General features: G+C 64.2%; 13 protein-coding genes. 6 read left to right on the plus strand and 7 right to left on the minus strand.

Going from position 1 to position 14,452, the window contains the following annotated elements; genetic code table 11:
* The 5 genes from SIN08_RS05750 to folE form a co-directional block, all read right to left on the minus strand.
* The coding region (locus tag SIN08_RS05750; RefSeq protein WP_322450627.1) for an Ig-like domain-containing protein at positions 1 to 1,349 on the minus strand (1,349 nt) is incomplete at its 3' end.
* 549 nt (positions 1,350 to 1,898) lie between these two features.
* Entirely contained in the window at positions 1,899 to 2,819 is a 921-nt protein-coding gene (locus SIN08_RS05755; protein WP_322450628.1) for a hypothetical protein, read from the minus strand.
* Positions 2,820 to 3,027: 208 nt separating this feature from the next.
* Complete coding sequence (locus tag SIN08_RS05760; protein WP_322450629.1) at positions 3,028 to 4,011, minus strand: patatin family protein; 984 nt, start codon at positions 4,009 to 4,011, stop codon at positions 3,028 to 3,030.
* Positions 4,012 to 4,107: 96 nt separating this feature from the next.
* Positions 4,108 to 4,521, minus strand: coding sequence for a phosphoribosyl-AMP cyclohydrolase (gene hisI, locus SIN08_RS05765; RefSeq protein ID WP_322450630.1), 414 nt, complete (start codon positions 4,519 to 4,521; stop codon positions 4,108 to 4,110).
* Positions 4,522 to 4,525: 4 nt separating this feature from the next.
* Positions 4,526 to 5,191: a GTP cyclohydrolase I FolE gene (folE, locus tag SIN08_RS05770; protein ID WP_322450631.1), complete on the minus strand. Its 666-nt coding sequence runs from the start codon at positions 5,189 to 5,191 to the stop codon at positions 4,526 to 4,528.
* A gap of 241 nt (positions 5,192 to 5,432) precedes the next feature.
* Between folE and SIN08_RS05775 the strand changes: the two genes are divergently transcribed.
* The 5 genes from SIN08_RS05775 to thrS all read left to right on the plus strand — a co-directional run bounded on the left by SIN08_RS05775 (position 5,433) and on the right by thrS (position 8,973).
* Positions 5,433 to 5,879, plus strand: coding sequence for an iron-sulfur cluster assembly scaffold protein (locus SIN08_RS05775; RefSeq protein ID WP_322450632.1), 447 nt, complete (start codon positions 5,433 to 5,435; stop codon positions 5,877 to 5,879).
* 16 nt (positions 5,880 to 5,895) lie between these two features.
* On the plus strand, positions 5,896 to 6,189 hold the full coding sequence (locus tag SIN08_RS05780) for a nucleotidyltransferase family protein (RefSeq protein ID WP_322450633.1): 294 nt from the start codon (positions 5,896 to 5,898) through the stop codon (positions 6,187 to 6,189).
* The gene (locus SIN08_RS05785; protein ID WP_322450634.1) at positions 6,189 to 6,545 is read left to right on the plus strand and encodes a DUF86 domain-containing protein; all 357 of its coding nucleotides are present in this window, start codon (positions 6,189 to 6,191) and stop codon (positions 6,543 to 6,545) included. Before SIN08_RS05780 ends, SIN08_RS05785 begins: the two co-directional genes overlap by 1 nt.
* Positions 6,542 to 6,856 (plus strand): membrane protein insertion efficiency factor YidD, encoded by a 315-nt coding sequence (yidD, locus tag SIN08_RS05790; protein WP_322450635.1) that lies wholly within the window; start codon positions 6,542 to 6,544, stop codon positions 6,854 to 6,856. The genes SIN08_RS05785 and yidD overlap by 4 nt, the downstream gene beginning before the upstream one ends.
* Positions 6,857 to 6,975: 119 nt before the next feature.
* Positions 6,976 to 8,973, plus strand: coding sequence for a threonine--tRNA ligase (thrS, locus tag SIN08_RS05795; RefSeq protein WP_322450636.1), 1,998 nt, complete (start codon positions 6,976 to 6,978; stop codon positions 8,971 to 8,973).
* Between the two features lie 234 nt (positions 8,974 to 9,207).
* On the opposite strand, the gene SIN08_RS05800 is transcribed toward thrS, so the two are convergent.
* Both SIN08_RS05800 and SIN08_RS05805 read right to left on the minus strand, forming a co-directional pair.
* The gene (locus tag SIN08_RS05800; RefSeq protein ID WP_322450637.1) at positions 9,208 to 10,149 is read right to left on the minus strand and encodes a sugar kinase; all 942 of its coding nucleotides are present in this window, start codon (positions 10,147 to 10,149) and stop codon (positions 9,208 to 9,210) included.
* 67 nt (positions 10,150 to 10,216) lie between these two features.
* A complete protein-coding gene (locus SIN08_RS05805; RefSeq protein WP_322450638.1) occupies positions 10,217 to 10,669 on the minus strand; it encodes an Lrp/AsnC family transcriptional regulator in 453 nt (150 codons plus the stop codon).
* 134 nt (positions 10,670 to 10,803) lie between these two features.
* On the opposite strand from SIN08_RS05805, the gene putA reads away from it, so the two are divergent.
* Positions 10,804 to 14,424, plus strand: a complete 3,621-nt coding sequence (putA, locus tag SIN08_RS05810) for a bifunctional proline dehydrogenase/L-glutamate gamma-semialdehyde dehydrogenase PutA (RefSeq protein ID WP_322450639.1) — start codon at positions 10,804 to 10,806, stop codon at positions 14,422 to 14,424.
* The last annotated feature ends 28 nt before the right edge of the window (positions 14,425 to 14,452 follow it).

The following is a 14,452-nucleotide window of genomic DNA, read 5'->3' on the forward strand; positions in this document are numbered from 1 at the left end:
TGGTTGTCGCGCACGGTGTACTTGAACGTGTCGTAGGCGACCTCGTTCTCGCCGAGATGCTCGAAGGCGCCGTTCGGGTCGTAAGAGAAGGTGTCGCCCTCGAGGGTCACCTTGCCCTTGGTGCCGCTGGTGTCGAGCTTGAAGGTGTGGGTGTCGCCCTTATCGGCGTCGGAGACGTCGGGCTTGATGGTGATGCCCGGGCCGTCCTCCTTGGCCTCGGCGGTGATGTCCTTGGCCACCGGCGCGTCGTTCTGGCCGGTGATCTTGACTTTCGCCGTCTTCGTCACCTCGGCGCCGTGCTCGTCGCGCACGGTATACTTGAACGTGTCGTAGGCGACCTCGTTCTCGCCAAGATAGTCAAAGGCGCCGTTCGGGTCGTAGGAGAAGGTGCCGTCCTTGTTGAGGATCACCTTGCCCTTGGTGCCGGTCGTGTCGAGCTTGAAGGTGTGGGTGTCGTTCCGGTCCGGATCCGAGTAGTCGGGCTTGAGGACGATCGTCTCGTTCTCGTCCGCCTCGGCGGAGATGTCCTTGGCCTCCGGCGCGTCGTTCTTGCCGGTGATGGTGATGGGGACGCGCTTGGTGGTCGTGCCGCCATGCCCGTCATCAACGGTGATCTCGAAGATCTCGGTCCGCTTCTCGCCTTCGCCGAGGTAGTCGATCGCCGAATCCTCGACCTTATAGTCCCACTCCACCTTGTCGCCGACGATCTTGGCGGTGAACGTGCCATGGCTTTGCAGCTTGTCGTCCACCGGATCGTTCACTGAGAGGAGCTTGGCGGTCACCTTGTGGACGTCGTTCTTGTCCTTGTCGTGGAAGGCAATGTCGCCGCCGGCCTCGTGGGTGGTCTTGTTCTCGTCGGCCGCACCGTCAGCGCGCTCGAAGATCTCGCCGCCGTCCTTGCCGTCGTCGAAGCTCGGGCTGTGGTTGCTGTCCTTGTCGTCGTCGTCGCTCAGCGCGACGGAACCGACGATGCTGGCAAGGCCGGCAAGTCCGGCGACCGCCAGCAGCGCGCCGCTGCCGGCGGCGCCTGCGCCGGCCGCTGCTGCACCGGCCCCAGCGACGGCACAGGCATTCTGCGCCTCGGGCACGTCGTGCGGCGCGTAATTGCCGTCGATTCCCTGGAGATAGAAGAGGGGCGTCTCGCCGTCTTCGGCATAGAAGCCCTCGAGACGGAGTTGCTCCCCGCCGATGAAGTCGACGAGCAGATCGTCGCCCTCGCGGCAGAGAGTCACGTCGCCCTCGCCTGCGGCGACGCGCACCGCCTGAGCGTCCTGCGCGGGGAGGGATCCGCCGTTCTCGATCGGAGTGGAATTTCCGAGTTGATCGGTAATCGTAGAAAGAATTGCCATTTTAAACACCTCTATGCTTTAAAAATTCGTAAATGAACGAAGCGTCTGAAACGACAGGATTATGTCATGATTATGATCACTCCTGTCATGACCTGTTTTTATATTTTCACAATGCTTTTCAATGCGAAACAATATACTCTAATACAATTAGACATAAATTGAACCATTATTTCAAATGGCATTCCTCTCCAGATTCTATATTCAAGCGGTGCAGATGCCAATGAACGACCGGAGACGCTTGTGGCCTTCATAGGCATTCTATTCGTGTGCTTGGCAGCGAAGACAGCGCGATGTCAAGGCTTAAGTGCTTATTCTATATAAGTGTTTTCTTTAAACGTTGGGCGCGGAGCTGCCTGATGGAGCGGCGGCAAACAGCGCCGCAGTGGCGCTTTCATTCCCCCGGCTGCGCCTTTGGCCTCGTGGCCGAACGCAACGATCCCATTGGCGCGCGGGAATGTCGCCAGGCCGATACGACCGCAAGCCATTCCCAGAAAAGGCTCCGGCAGTGTTCCGCCGGAGCCTTCGTTCTGAACGTTAACCGATTCGCCGTTATGCGATCGGCAGGTGGGCAGTGCCGTTGTCGATTTCCTGTGTCGGCATCGGTGTGCTGTCGACATGGGGAGCCGCGGCGCCGTCTGCGGCGCGGTCGTCACGAAGATCATCGTGGAAGATTTTGTTGTCATCCTCGTCAATGAACGGCACGCCCCGGGTGTAACCACCATTCTTGAGAGAGGAAATATAGTCCTCGGGGGAGATCTCGTTGCCGTCCTTGTCATGGGGCCCCACGCCCCGAGTATAGCCGCCGTTCTTGAGAGAGGAGATATAGTCCTCGATGTTGCCGTTCCCGGGCACGCCGTGGGTGTAGCCACCGTTCTCGTTGCCGGCGGGCTGGTCCGCGGCGCGGTCGTCCCCGTTGCCGGCGGGCTGGTCCGCGGCGCGGTCGTCCCCGTTGCCGGCGGGCTGGTCCGCGGCGCGGTCTTCCCCGTTGCCGGCGGGCTGGTCTGCGGCACGGTCTTCCCCGTTGCCGGCGGGCTGGTCCGCGGCACGGTCTTCCCCGTTGCCGGCGAGCTGGTCCGCGGCGCGGTCTTCCCCGTTACCGGCGGGCTGGTCCGCGGCGCGGTCTTCCCCGTTGCCGGCGGGCTGGTCCGCGGCACGGTCTTCCCCGTTGCCGGCGGGCTGGTCCGCGGCACGGTCTTCCCCGTTGCCGGCTAGCTGGTCCGCGGCGCGGTCGTCCCCGTTGCTGGCGGGCTCATTCGCGGCGCGGTCGTCGTCAAGGAAATCGTAAGGGAAGATTTCATTGCCGTCCTTGTCGTAGAACGTTCCGCGCACGCCCCGGGTGTAGCCGCCATTCAGGAGGGAATTGATATAGTTCTCGATGTTCCAGTTCCCAGGCACGCCCCTGTGTATCGGGGTAGTCTCGACATTGCCCGGATAGGGTGTGCTTCTGTCGTACGGATTATAGATTTTCATAATATCCTCAAAATATGAATGCCCCCGCAGCCGTCTTTCACGGCAAAACTATGTCGCAATTGTGACACAAGCCATTAGAATATATGAACAATTTTGTTATGAAGCATATCTGCTATCCGGCTGTCCCGGCGCTGCCATGGTGGCTTGGAGCGGAGTGTGCTCGCTTCACTGTATTTGTGCGACGGCAAGTGCTTTTACCGAAAGCGCTCTATGCGACGACGGTGAGGAGCCGTTCCAGTTCTTTGAGTTGCGCCCTTGCCACCTCGTAGCCGAGCGCGATGGCTTCGTCGGCGCGATAGAACTCCGTCAGGCCGATATGGCCGAGCTTGGGCTGCAGCGACATGTCCGGCGGGTCGCCCGCCATGCGGGCGCGGGAAATGCGGTCCTGGATGATGTTGAAGGCCTCCACCATGACGCCCGTTATGCCCAGCCGCATGTTGCGCTGACGGGGGCCCTTGTCCACGACGAGCGGTGTCTTGCGCCCGTCAGCCTGCTTGTCTTCCATCTCCGGCAGGTCGGCGGAATGCTTTATGACGGCGGCGCGGCCGAAGAGGTCGTAATGCAGGTTCACGGCCACCACGAGCGGCTGCTCGTAGGCGCGGCAGATGGAGACGGGCACGGGGTTCACCAGCGCACCGTCCACCAGGACGCGCCCGTTGCAGACGACCGGCTCGAATACGCCTGGCAGCGCATAGGAGGCGCGCATGGCCGTGATCAGCGATCCGCTGGACAGCCACACCTCGTGGCCGGTGCGGATTTCGGCGGCCACGCACACGAAAGGGCGCGACAATTCGGCAAAGGTGATGCCGTCGAGGTGCTCGCGCATGCGATTCGTCAGTCTCATGCCGCCGAAAAGGCCGCTGCCGCCGAAATTGAAGTCGAGCAGGCCGAAAATGCGGCGGCGGGTGAGCGAGCGGGCGAAATCCTCGAGCTCATCCAGCTTGCCGGCGAGATAGCAGCCGCCCACGAGGGCGCCGATGGAGGTGCCGGCGATCATGCCGATGGGAATGCCCGACTCGTCCAGCGCCCTCAGGACGCCGATATGGGCCCATCCGCGGGCAGCGCCGCCGCCGAGCGCAAGGGCGATGCCGGTGCCCGGGGGCGCACTCGTCGATTGTCCGGTGGCAGCTTGTGCGGGCGGGGAGTCCTCCCGGCCGTCCTGTCTTGCGCGTATGGACGCCCAATCGAGCATCGGTTGTCTCCTCGCCCCGTTCAATTCTGATGCGGGACCGTATCCAATTTATGAATGCGAGAGCGATTCGGCGCCAGCCCGACAATCGGATGAGGCTCAATCCTGCTCCAAGAGTACCGGACGGCCGTCTTCGAGACCCACATTCCTGTAGAAGCAGGAACGCCGGCCCGTGTGGCAGGTTGCACCGTCGCCGGCGACACGAACGCTGAGATGCACCGCATCCTGGTCGCAGTCGGTGCTGAGGGAGACGACATGCTGGACGTTGCCGGAGGTCTCGCCCTTCATCCACAGGGTGGAGCGGGAACGCGACCAGTAATGGGCGATTCCCGTCTCCAATGTCTTGGCGAGCGCCTGCGCATTCATGTGGGCGACCATCAGCAGGCGCCCGTCTCCCGCATCGGTGACAACCGCGGTGATAAGTCCATTGGCGTCGAAACGCGGCGTGAAGTCCCGGCCCTCCTCCAGCGCGTTCTTGTCGGAGGAGGGGGGAGCAAACGCGATCTGCGACATGGGGTCAGCCGTTGCGCGGGTCGCGGGCCAGCGTCATGAAGCGGACCTGCTCTTCCGGCTTTTCCTTGAAGAGGCCGGTGAAGGTGGTGGTCAGCGTGGTCGAGCCCTGCTTCTGGATGCCGCGCATGGACATGCACATGTGCTCAGCCTCGATGATGACGGCCACGCCGCGCGGCTGCAACACGTCCTGGATAACGCCGGCGACCTGCGCCGTCATGGCTTCCTGCGTCTGCAGGCGGCGAGCGAAGATGTCGACCACCCGGGCGATCTTGGACAGACCGACCACCCGGCCCGCCGGCAGATAGCCGACATGCGCCTTGCCGATGATCGGCACCATGTGATGCTCGCAATGGGAGTGGAAGGGGATATCCCTGATGAGCACCAGATCGTCATAGCCGGCCACTTCCTCGAAGGTGCGGCCGAGTTCTTCGGCGGCGCACTGGTCGTAGCCGGCAAACATCTCGCGGAATGCTTTCACGACGCGCTGCGGCGTCTCTCTCAACCCCTCGCGATCCGGGTCGTCGCCCGTCCAGCGCAGGAGCGTGCGAACGGCGGCTTCGGCTTCCTCGATGCTCGGCCGATCGGTGACCGGCTTGTCGAGGTAGCTCTTCGGCTCCACCAACGTGCCCTTGTCGCTGCGCGGAGGGAAGCTTTTGATAATCGCGTCCATAATAAGGCGTCTCCCGTAGTCCCTGTCTCAGCAGGGACGAGTTAAACGGTTCACAGCCTTTCGCGGGTTGAAGGAACTGTCTACAGTCCCGCCCGTAAGGCGGCTTTGATGCCGGCCGCGGCAATAATTATACGCTTCTTGCCCTCGACCGGATGCCATCATTATATAGTTTGTCGGAAGCGCGAATGAAAGAGACCTGCGCGACAAGCAATGCTTGATGCGCGCCGTCAGGCGGAAATTCATGATCGACGACGTCTACAACGCGAAAATTCTTGGCTTTGCCGGAAACATCGAGCGAATCGGCCGTCTGGCCGAGCCGGATGCGAGCGCGCGGGCCCATTCGAAGCTTTGCGGGTCGACGGTGGACGTCGATCTGAAGATGACCGACGGCGTGGTGACCGATTTCGCGCACGAGGTGAAGGCGTGCGCGCTCGGACAGGCCGCGTCCTCGATCATGGCACGCAACGTCGTGGGTGCGGAGGCGGAGGAACTGCGGGCGGTGCGGGAGAAAATGTACCGCATGCTCAAGGAGAACGGGCCGCCACCCGAGGGGCGCTTTGCCGATCTGAAATATCTGGAGCCGGTGCGCGACTACAAGGCGCGCCACGCTTCCACGCTGCTCACCTTCGACGCGGTGGTCGACTGCATCGACCAGATCGAGAAAAAGCGGGCCGGCAGGGCCGCTTGAAGTGGGAGGCGAGGCCATGCGTCCATCCGAAGCGCTCGCACGACACCGCGACGAGGTGCTCGCCGTCATTTCGCACTATCCGGTGAGCAATCCGCGCGTCTTCGGTTCCGTCGCCCGCGGCGAGGATGGGGAAGGCAGCGATCTGGATATTCTGGTGGACCATGACGACTCAAGACTTTCATTGTTCGATCTTGCCGCGCTGGAATTGAAGCTCGAGGCGCTTTTGGGCGTGAAGGTCGACATTCGTACACCCGGCGATTTCAGTACAGCGGTGGCAAAGCGTGTGGCCCGCGACGAACGGCGCTTGTGATGTCGATGCAGAACGGTAGCGTTCAGGAGTTGCTCCAGGACATCCTAGACTTTGCCGACCGTGTGGAACGATTCAGCGGTTCGGCCACGAAAAAAGACTTCCTCAATGACGAGATGATGCGTTGGGCGGTCGCCAAGTGCATCGAAGCGATTGGAGAAGCGGCAGGCCGCATTGTCAGTCAGCACTCACAGTTTGCCGAGGCGCATCAGGAACTGGAACTTATCGAAGCCTATCGGATGCGCAATCGACTCTCACACGGCTACGGGTCGATCAACTGGCTGTTGGTATGGCGCACGGCCTGCGATGACGTTCCGGCCCTGGCGAGCCGCATACGCAAGCTGCTGGACGACACATGATTGCCCATTCCCGCAACTGGCAGGGTCCCTGGCCGAAAACGCCTGGCCGACTCTTCGGCACGGGGCTCGTGCGCCTTTATCAGTTGACGCTTTCCGGCTTTGTCGGCAGTTCCTGCCGGCATTTTCCCACCTGCTCGGAATACGCCTACGAGGCGATAGCCCGGCACGGGCTGTGGGCGGGCGGCTGGATGGGACTGTTCCGTTTTGTTCGCTGCGGGCCGGGCGGCACCCATGGGGTCGATCCGGTGCCGGAACGCTTGCAGCCACGCCACAGATGGTGGGCGCCGTGGCACTACTGGCGTCTGGGCTGAAAGAACGGGGACGAGGGTTTACGCTGGCGGGGAGGTCGACTAAATGTCCGCCGGCGGCGATTGGCCGCCGATGATCAACCACCCGCGTTCGTAAGCGGGACTGGATAGCGGAGAAAATTATGTCGACCATGAATTTCCAAGCCCAGCAAGGGGGCAAGGTCTCCCTGACATTTCCCGATGGCTCCGTCCGCGAATTCGACGCCGCGACGACCGGCGCGGAGATCGCCGGCTCCATCTCCAAATCGCTTTCCAAGAAGGCCGTGGCCTACGCGCTCGACGGCACTGTGCGCGACCTTTCCGACCCGGTGGGCCGCGACGGGCGCGTCGAGATCGTCACCCGCGACGATCCGCGCGCGCTGGAACTGATCCGGCATGATTGCGCCCACGTCTTGGCCGAGGCCGTGCAGGAATTGTGGCCTGGCACGCAGGTGACCATTGGCCCGGTGATCGAGAACGGCTTCTATTACGATTTCGCGCGCAACGAGCCCTTCACGCCGGACGATTTCCCGGCCATCGAAAAGAAGATGCGCGAGATCATCGATCGCAATGAGCGGTTCACCAAGGACGTGTGGTCGCGCGAGAAGGCGAAAAAGGTTTTCGCGGAGAAGGGCGAGAACTACAAGGTCCAACTGATCGATGCCATCCCTGACGGGGAGGACGTCAAGATCTATGCGCAGGGCGAATGGTTCGATCTCTGCCGCGGGCCGCACATGGTCTCGACCGGCCAGATCGGCAAGGCCTTCAAGCTCATGAAGGTCGCCGGGGCCTACTGGCGGGGCGATGCCGACAACGCCATGCTCACGCGCATCTACGGCACGGCCTGGGCCAACCAGGAGCAGCTCGACGCCTATCTCAGGATGCTGGAGGAGGCGGAAAAGCGCGACCATCGCCGCCTCGGGCGCGAAATGGACCTGTTCCATTTCCAGGAGGAGGGGCCGGGCGTCGTCTTCTGGCACTCCAAGGGCTGGCGCATGTTCCAGAACCTCGTCTCCTATATGCGCCGGCGTCTGGCGGCCGACTACGAGGAGGTCAACGCACCGCAGGTGCTCGACCATTCCCTCTGGCAGACCTCCGGACACTGGGGCTGGTACAAGGAGAACATGTTCAAGGTCGAGTGCGCCGATGAGGAAGCCGAGGACAAACGCACCTTTGCCCTCAAGCCCATGAACTGTCCGGGCCATGTGCAGATTTTCAAGCACGGCTTGAAGTCCTATCGCGATCTGCCGATCCGGATGGCGGAATTCGGCGCGGTGCACCGCTACGAGCCGTCCGGCGCGCTGCACGGGCTGATGCGCGTGCGCGGCTTCACCCAGGACGACGCGCACATCTTCTGCACCGAAGAGCAGCTTGCAGAGGAGTGCCTGAAGATCAACGACCTGATCCTCTCGACCTATGCGGATTACGGCTTCGAGGAGGTCACGGTGTTTCTCTCCACCCGGCCCGAGAAGCGGGTGGGTGACGAGGCGCTCTGGGATCATGCCGAGGAGATCATGCACAAGGTTCTGGAGCAGATCGAAGAGCGCTCCGGCGGGCGGATCAAAACGGCCGTCAATCCCGGCGATGGCGCATTCTACGGGCCGAAGTTCGACTATGTTCTTAAGGACGCCATCGGCCGCGAGTGGCAGTGCGGCACCACGCAGCTCGATTTCAACATGCCCGAACGCTTCGGCGCCTTCTACATCGACTCCGATTCGGAGAAGAAGCAGCCGGTAATGATCCATCGCGCCATCTGCGGCTCGATGGAACGCTTCCTCGGCATCCTCATCGAGAACTTCGCCGGGCATTTCCCGCTCTGGTTCGCGCCGGTGCAGGTGGTGGTGGCCACCATCACCTCCGACGCCGATTCCTACGCACAAGACGTGGCTGAACGTCTCAGGGACGCGGGCCTGATCGCCGACACCGACCTGCGCAACGAGAAGATCAACTACAAGGTGCGCGAGCACAGTCTGGCCAAGGTGCCGGTGATCCTCGTGTGCGGCAAGCGCGAGGCGGAGGAAGGGTCGGTCAACATCCGCCGGCTGGGTTCGCGCGAGCAAAGCGCGCTCACTCTCGAAGAGGCGGTGCGCCAGCTTTCCGAGGAGGCGATGCCGCCCGATCTTCGCGGCAAGCGGGCGTGACCGGCGCCTTGGCGCCTGTTACGCGACGGCGAAGGCCCCCTCTCTTGCAAATTCTACGGACTTAACTGCGCCAAGCCCAAGACTTTGCTTTCTCCCCTACCAAGGGGGAGATAGAGGCTGCGTCGGCCTTGCAACCAGTCACCAGCATCGACTGTTGCGGGAAAAGGCGCCTGTGCCCGCACGAGAGGGGGTATACGCCTCCCAGTGTGGCGATTCACAGCAGGGCTGGGTCGTTCAGTTTTCCTCAGCTTCGTTTTCGAAGGCCTTGTGCAGCACCGCGAATGGCGCCAGGGCGCCGTGAACCTGGATCACTGCCGCCGCTACGCGATGGGCACGGCGGACGGCGCCCTGCGGCGCGTCGCCGGCAAGCCGCGCCGCTAAATAAGCGCCGTTGAAGGAATCGCCGGCACCGGTGGTGTCGACGGGATGGGTCACGCGGCAGGCGGAAATGGTCGCCATTTCACCGCCTGCAGCCAGTACCGTCGGCTCGGAGCCGTTCTTGACGACGCATTCGCGCACCCCGGCCCGGGCGAGGCGGGCGGTCGTTTCGCGAGGATCGGCATCGCCGTAAAGCTGCTGTTCGTCAGAGAAGGTCGGCAGGGCGATGTCCGTAACGGCGAGTGCCGCGTCGTTTGCCGCACGCGCCTCCTGAGAGGAGGCCCACAGGCGCGGCCGGTAATTCGGGTCGAAGGCGATGCGGCTGTCTGCCTCGCGTGCCTGCCGGAGCACTTCGATCAGCGCTTTGCGGGCAGGGGGTTCCAGAATTGCCAAAGTGATTCCGGAAAAATAGACAAGCTGCCGATTCTGCAGGCTTTTTCCAAGGGAGGCCGGGTCGTCGGCGAGGCATCGCGCGGCCGAATCGGTGCGCCAATAGGTGAAGGAGCGTTCGGCGCCGTCGAGCGTGATGGCGTAAAGGCCCGGGCGCCGGTCGGCGATGACGGGGCTCGCGGCCGTGCCGATGCCGTTTTGGGCGAAGAAGGCTTTCTGATCGGCCGAGAAGGGGTCGTCGCCGAAGGCGCTGACATAGTCTGCGGGAATCGTTTTCGGCGTCAGTGCCCGCAAGGTCCACAGCGTGTTGAACGTGTCGCCGGCGTGGCCCATGCGCCAGTTGCCGCCTTCCCCGCCGGAGAGTTCCAGCATGCATTCGCCGACCGCGGCGACGCCCAGTTCCGTCATACGCATATTCCCGTTCGAGACGGGCTCGCGCATAGCATGTTCCGGGGCGCAGGCAAATGCGAAGGCGTCACAGGTCCTTCACCGTCTCCATGGCGACAAAGGTGGAGGTGTGGGAGACGTGCGGCAACTCCGAGAGCTTCTCGCCCAGCACCCGGCGATAGGAGCGGATATCCCGCGTGCGCACCTTCAGAAGATAGTCGAAGCTTCCAGCGATCATGTGGCACTGGTCGATTTCCGGCATCGCCAGCGCGGCGCGGTTGAAGGCCTCGAGCGCCGTCGAACGGGTGTCGGAGAGCGTCACCTGGATAAAGGCGATATGGCCTTCCCCCATGCGCTCGCGGTCGATGATCGCCGCATAGCCGCGGATGAAGCCGTCCTTCTCCAGCCGGCGAAGGCGGGCCTGAACCGGGGTCTTGGACAGACCCACGCGTTTGGCCAGCGCGGCAATGGAGAGCCGGCCGTCCTTGGACAGCGTGTCGAGTATGTTACGGTCGATGCGGTCTAAGAGATTTGCGTTCATGATCTGTGCAGCCTGTATGTCCTGTCATGAGCGCATAAATTAGTCCGGAAGGGCTGGCAAGCTTTTGACTTTAGACCGGTAGGCAAAGCACCATATGATATTGAAGGTGCCTTGTGCCGACAGAGAGGTGAACGATGGCCGCATCCGATCTGGATCATCTGCGCGAGACGATCCGCGCGCACTACCTCGCCGGGGAGCAGGCCGCGCTTGACGAACTGGTTGAAACGGCACGCCTGTCGGCAGCGCGCCGGGAGGCGATCTCGGCGCAGGCGGTGGAACTGGTGCGCGCGGTCCGGGCGCATTCGGACCGGCATCTGATGGAAGCCTTTTTGTCCGAATACGGGCTTTCGACCAGCGAGGGGGTGGCGCTGATGTGCCTGGCGGAGGCGCTGTTGCGCGTGCCGGACGCCGAGACGGTCGACGATCTCATCCGCGACAAGATCACCCCGCACGACTGGTCGGCCCATTCGGGAGAGTCCGCGTCGATCTTCGTCAACGCGTCCACCTGGGCGCTCATGCTGACGGGCCGCGTGCTCGACGAGCGGGGTAGCGGGGTGGAGGCCACTTTGCGCGCCATGGTGCGCCGACTGGGCGAGCCTGTCATTCGCACCGCCGTTGCGGCCGCCATGCGCGAGATGGGCGAGCAGTTCGTACTCGGCCGCACCATCGGCGAGGCGATCCGGCGCGGGCGTTCCAACACCGAGAAGGGGTACACCTACTCCTACGACATGCTGGGCGAGGCGGCGCGGACGGAAACGGATGCCGCGCGCTATTTCGAGGCGTATCGGCAGGCGATCAACGCGTTGGCGGGGGAGGCCCGCAGCGCGGATATCCGCGCCAACCCGGGCATTTCGGTGAAGCTTTCGGCGCTTCACCCGCGCTACGAGGCGGTGCAGAGGGAGCGCGTGCTGCCGGTCATGGCGGAGCGCCTTTTGATGCTCGCGCAGGCGGCGCGCGAGGCGAAGATGGGGCTGAACGTGGATGCCGAGGAGGCAGACCGGCTCGACCTGTCGCTCGACGTGATCGAGCGTGTGCTTTCCGATTCCTCGCTCGCGGGTTGGGACGGGTTCGGCGTCGTCGTGCAGGCCTACGGCCAGCGTGCGCCTTACGTGCTTGACTGGCTCCATGCGCTGGCCGGCAGGCTCGAGCGCAGAATCATGGTGCGGCTGGTGAAGGGCGCCTACTGGGACACAGAGATCAAGCGCGCCCAGGTGATGGGTTTGGAAGGCTACCCCGTCTTCACGCGCAAGGCCAATACGGACGTCTCCTATATCGCCTGTGCGCGCAAGCTCCTGTCGATGACGGACCGCATCTACCCGCAATTCGCCACGCACAACGCGCACACGGTGGCGGCGGTGCTGTCCATGGCGGAGGACAAGGAGGACGCTTTCGAGTTCCAGCGCCTGCACGGGATGGGCGAAGCGCTGCATGAGATCGTGCGCCGGCGGGAGGGCACGCGCTGCCGGATCTACGCCCCGGTCGGGGCGCATGAGGACCTGCTCGCCTATCTGGTGCGCCGCCTGCTGGAGAACGGCGCCAATTCCTCCTTCGTGCACCAGATCGTCGATGAGGACGTGAGTGCCGAGGAAATCGCGCGCGATCCCTTCACCATGGTCGAGACGCACGAGACGGCAAGCAATCCCGCGATCCCGGCGCCGACCATGCTTTTCGGTCCGGGGCGGCGCAATTCGAAGGGTTGGGACATTACCGACCCGGGGACCATGGCCGAGATCGAGGCGGCGCGGCTTGCCTTCAACGCACCGCGGCGCTGGGAGGCGCGGCCGATGACGCGGGCGGCGGGCGCGGGGAAGGCGCGCACGATCGTCAATCCGGCACGCACCAACGAGGTGGTCGGCACGGTCACCGACGCTTCGCCCGAGCAGGCGCACGAGGCCGTCGGCCTGGCGCTTGCCGCCCAGCCAGGATGGGCCGCGAAGTCGGTCGAGGAGAGGGCCGATATACTGCGGCGCATCGCCGACCTTTACGAGGCGCATGCCGGCGAGTTCTTCGCGCTTGCCGCGCGCGAGGCCGGAAAGTCGTTGCCCGACGGCATCGCCGAGGTGCGCGAGGCGGTGGATTTCCTGCGCTACTACGCCAACGGGGCGCCGCACGCGGAAGCAGGCACCGAGGCGCGGGGCGTCATCGTCTGCATCTCGCCCTGGAACTTCCCGCTCGCTATCTTCACCGGCCAGATCGCCGCCGCGCTGGTGACCGGCAACGCCGTCATCGCCAAGCCCGCGGAGCAGACCTGCCTGATCGCCGCGCGCGCGGCCGCCTTGATGCACGAAGCGGGGGTGCCGGAGGATGTGCTGCAGCTTCTGCCCGGCGACGGGCCGGGTGTCGGTGCCCCGCTTACCGCCGATCCGCGAATCGGCGGTGTCTGCTTCACCGGCTCGGTCGAGGTGGCGCGTCTGATCGAGCGGCAGCTTGCCGAGACGGCGGCACCCGATGCGATGCTGATCGCCGAGACCGGCGGGCTCAACGCCATGATCGTCGATTCGACCGCCTTGCCCGAGCAGGCCGTGCGCGACATCCTGGCCTCCGCCTTCCAGAGCGCCGGCCAGCGCTGCTCGGCCTTGCGCATCCTCTACGTGCAAAAGGATGTGGAGAAGCGCATCGTCACGATGCTCAAAGGGGCGATGGATGCGCTCTGCGTCGGCGATCCGTGGAGCATCGACACCGATGTCGGGCCGGTCATCGACGAGGAGGCACTGTCGGGAATTTCCGATTATAGCCGGCGGATGGAGGACGAAGGGCGGCTGATCGCCAGGATCGGGCGGCCCGAGGGCGGCCGCTTCGTGGCGCCGAGCGCTTTCAAGGTTTCTGGAATCGAGGAAATGGAGCGCGAGATCTTCGGGCCCGTCCTGCACGTGGCGACCTTCGAGGCGGAAGAACTCGGCAAGGTGATTTCCCGAGTCAACGCAAAGGGATACGGGCTGACCTTCGGGCTTCACACGCGCATTGACGCACGTGTGCAGGAGGTTGTGGACAGCGTCCATGTCGGCAATCTCTACGTCAACCGGAACCAGATCGGCGCCGTCGTTGGTTCCCAGCCCTTCGGCGGCGAAGGGCTATCGGGCACGGGGCCCAAGGCCGGTGGGCCGCTTTATCTGCGTCGTTTCCGGCGCGAGGCGGCGGAGACGCAGGCCGCCGCCCCGGGCGCGGTGATCGAGAAGTCCTTGCTGACGGCAAGCATGGACGCGCTTCGGCCGGGCGATTGGGCGCGGCGGGAAGACCGCGTCGCCGTGCTTCGCAGGCTTTTGCGCGGGCGCTGGGGCGATGCGCTGACGGCGGCCGCCGCGCTCGACCAGGGGCCGGTCGATCTGCCCGGGCCGACGGGCGAGGCGAACGCGCTTCAACTGGTTGCGCGAGGACGCGTCCTGTGTCTGGGCGTGGACGAGGAAACGCTGGCCGCGCAGGTCGTGCAGGCCCTTGCCGCGGGCAACGCGGTCCTGGCCGTCGGCGAATCTGCCACGGCATGGCTGCGGCCGCTTCTCGACCGGGATCTGCCGCTGGTTGCGCTGGACGGGCAGGTCGAGCCGGAAGACCTGGCATCGGTTGCCGTCGATCTCGTGGCGGCGCGTGGGGAGGCGGCATGGCTGAGCGCCCTTCGCCGGGCCTTGGCGGCGCGCGAGGGGCCGATCGTGCCGCTGGTGACGGAGCGCATCAACCCGGCCGCTTATGTGCACGAGCGCGCCGTGTGCGTCGACACGACGGCAGCGGGCGGGAATGCGACGCTGTTGGCGGCCGCCTGAGGCGGCCGCTTACTGGGAGCTTTGTCTG

It is taken from the genome of Chelativorans sp. M5D2P16 (assembly GCF_034427935.1).
Classification (GTDB): domain Bacteria; phylum Pseudomonadota; class Alphaproteobacteria; order Rhizobiales; family Rhizobiaceae; genus Chelativorans.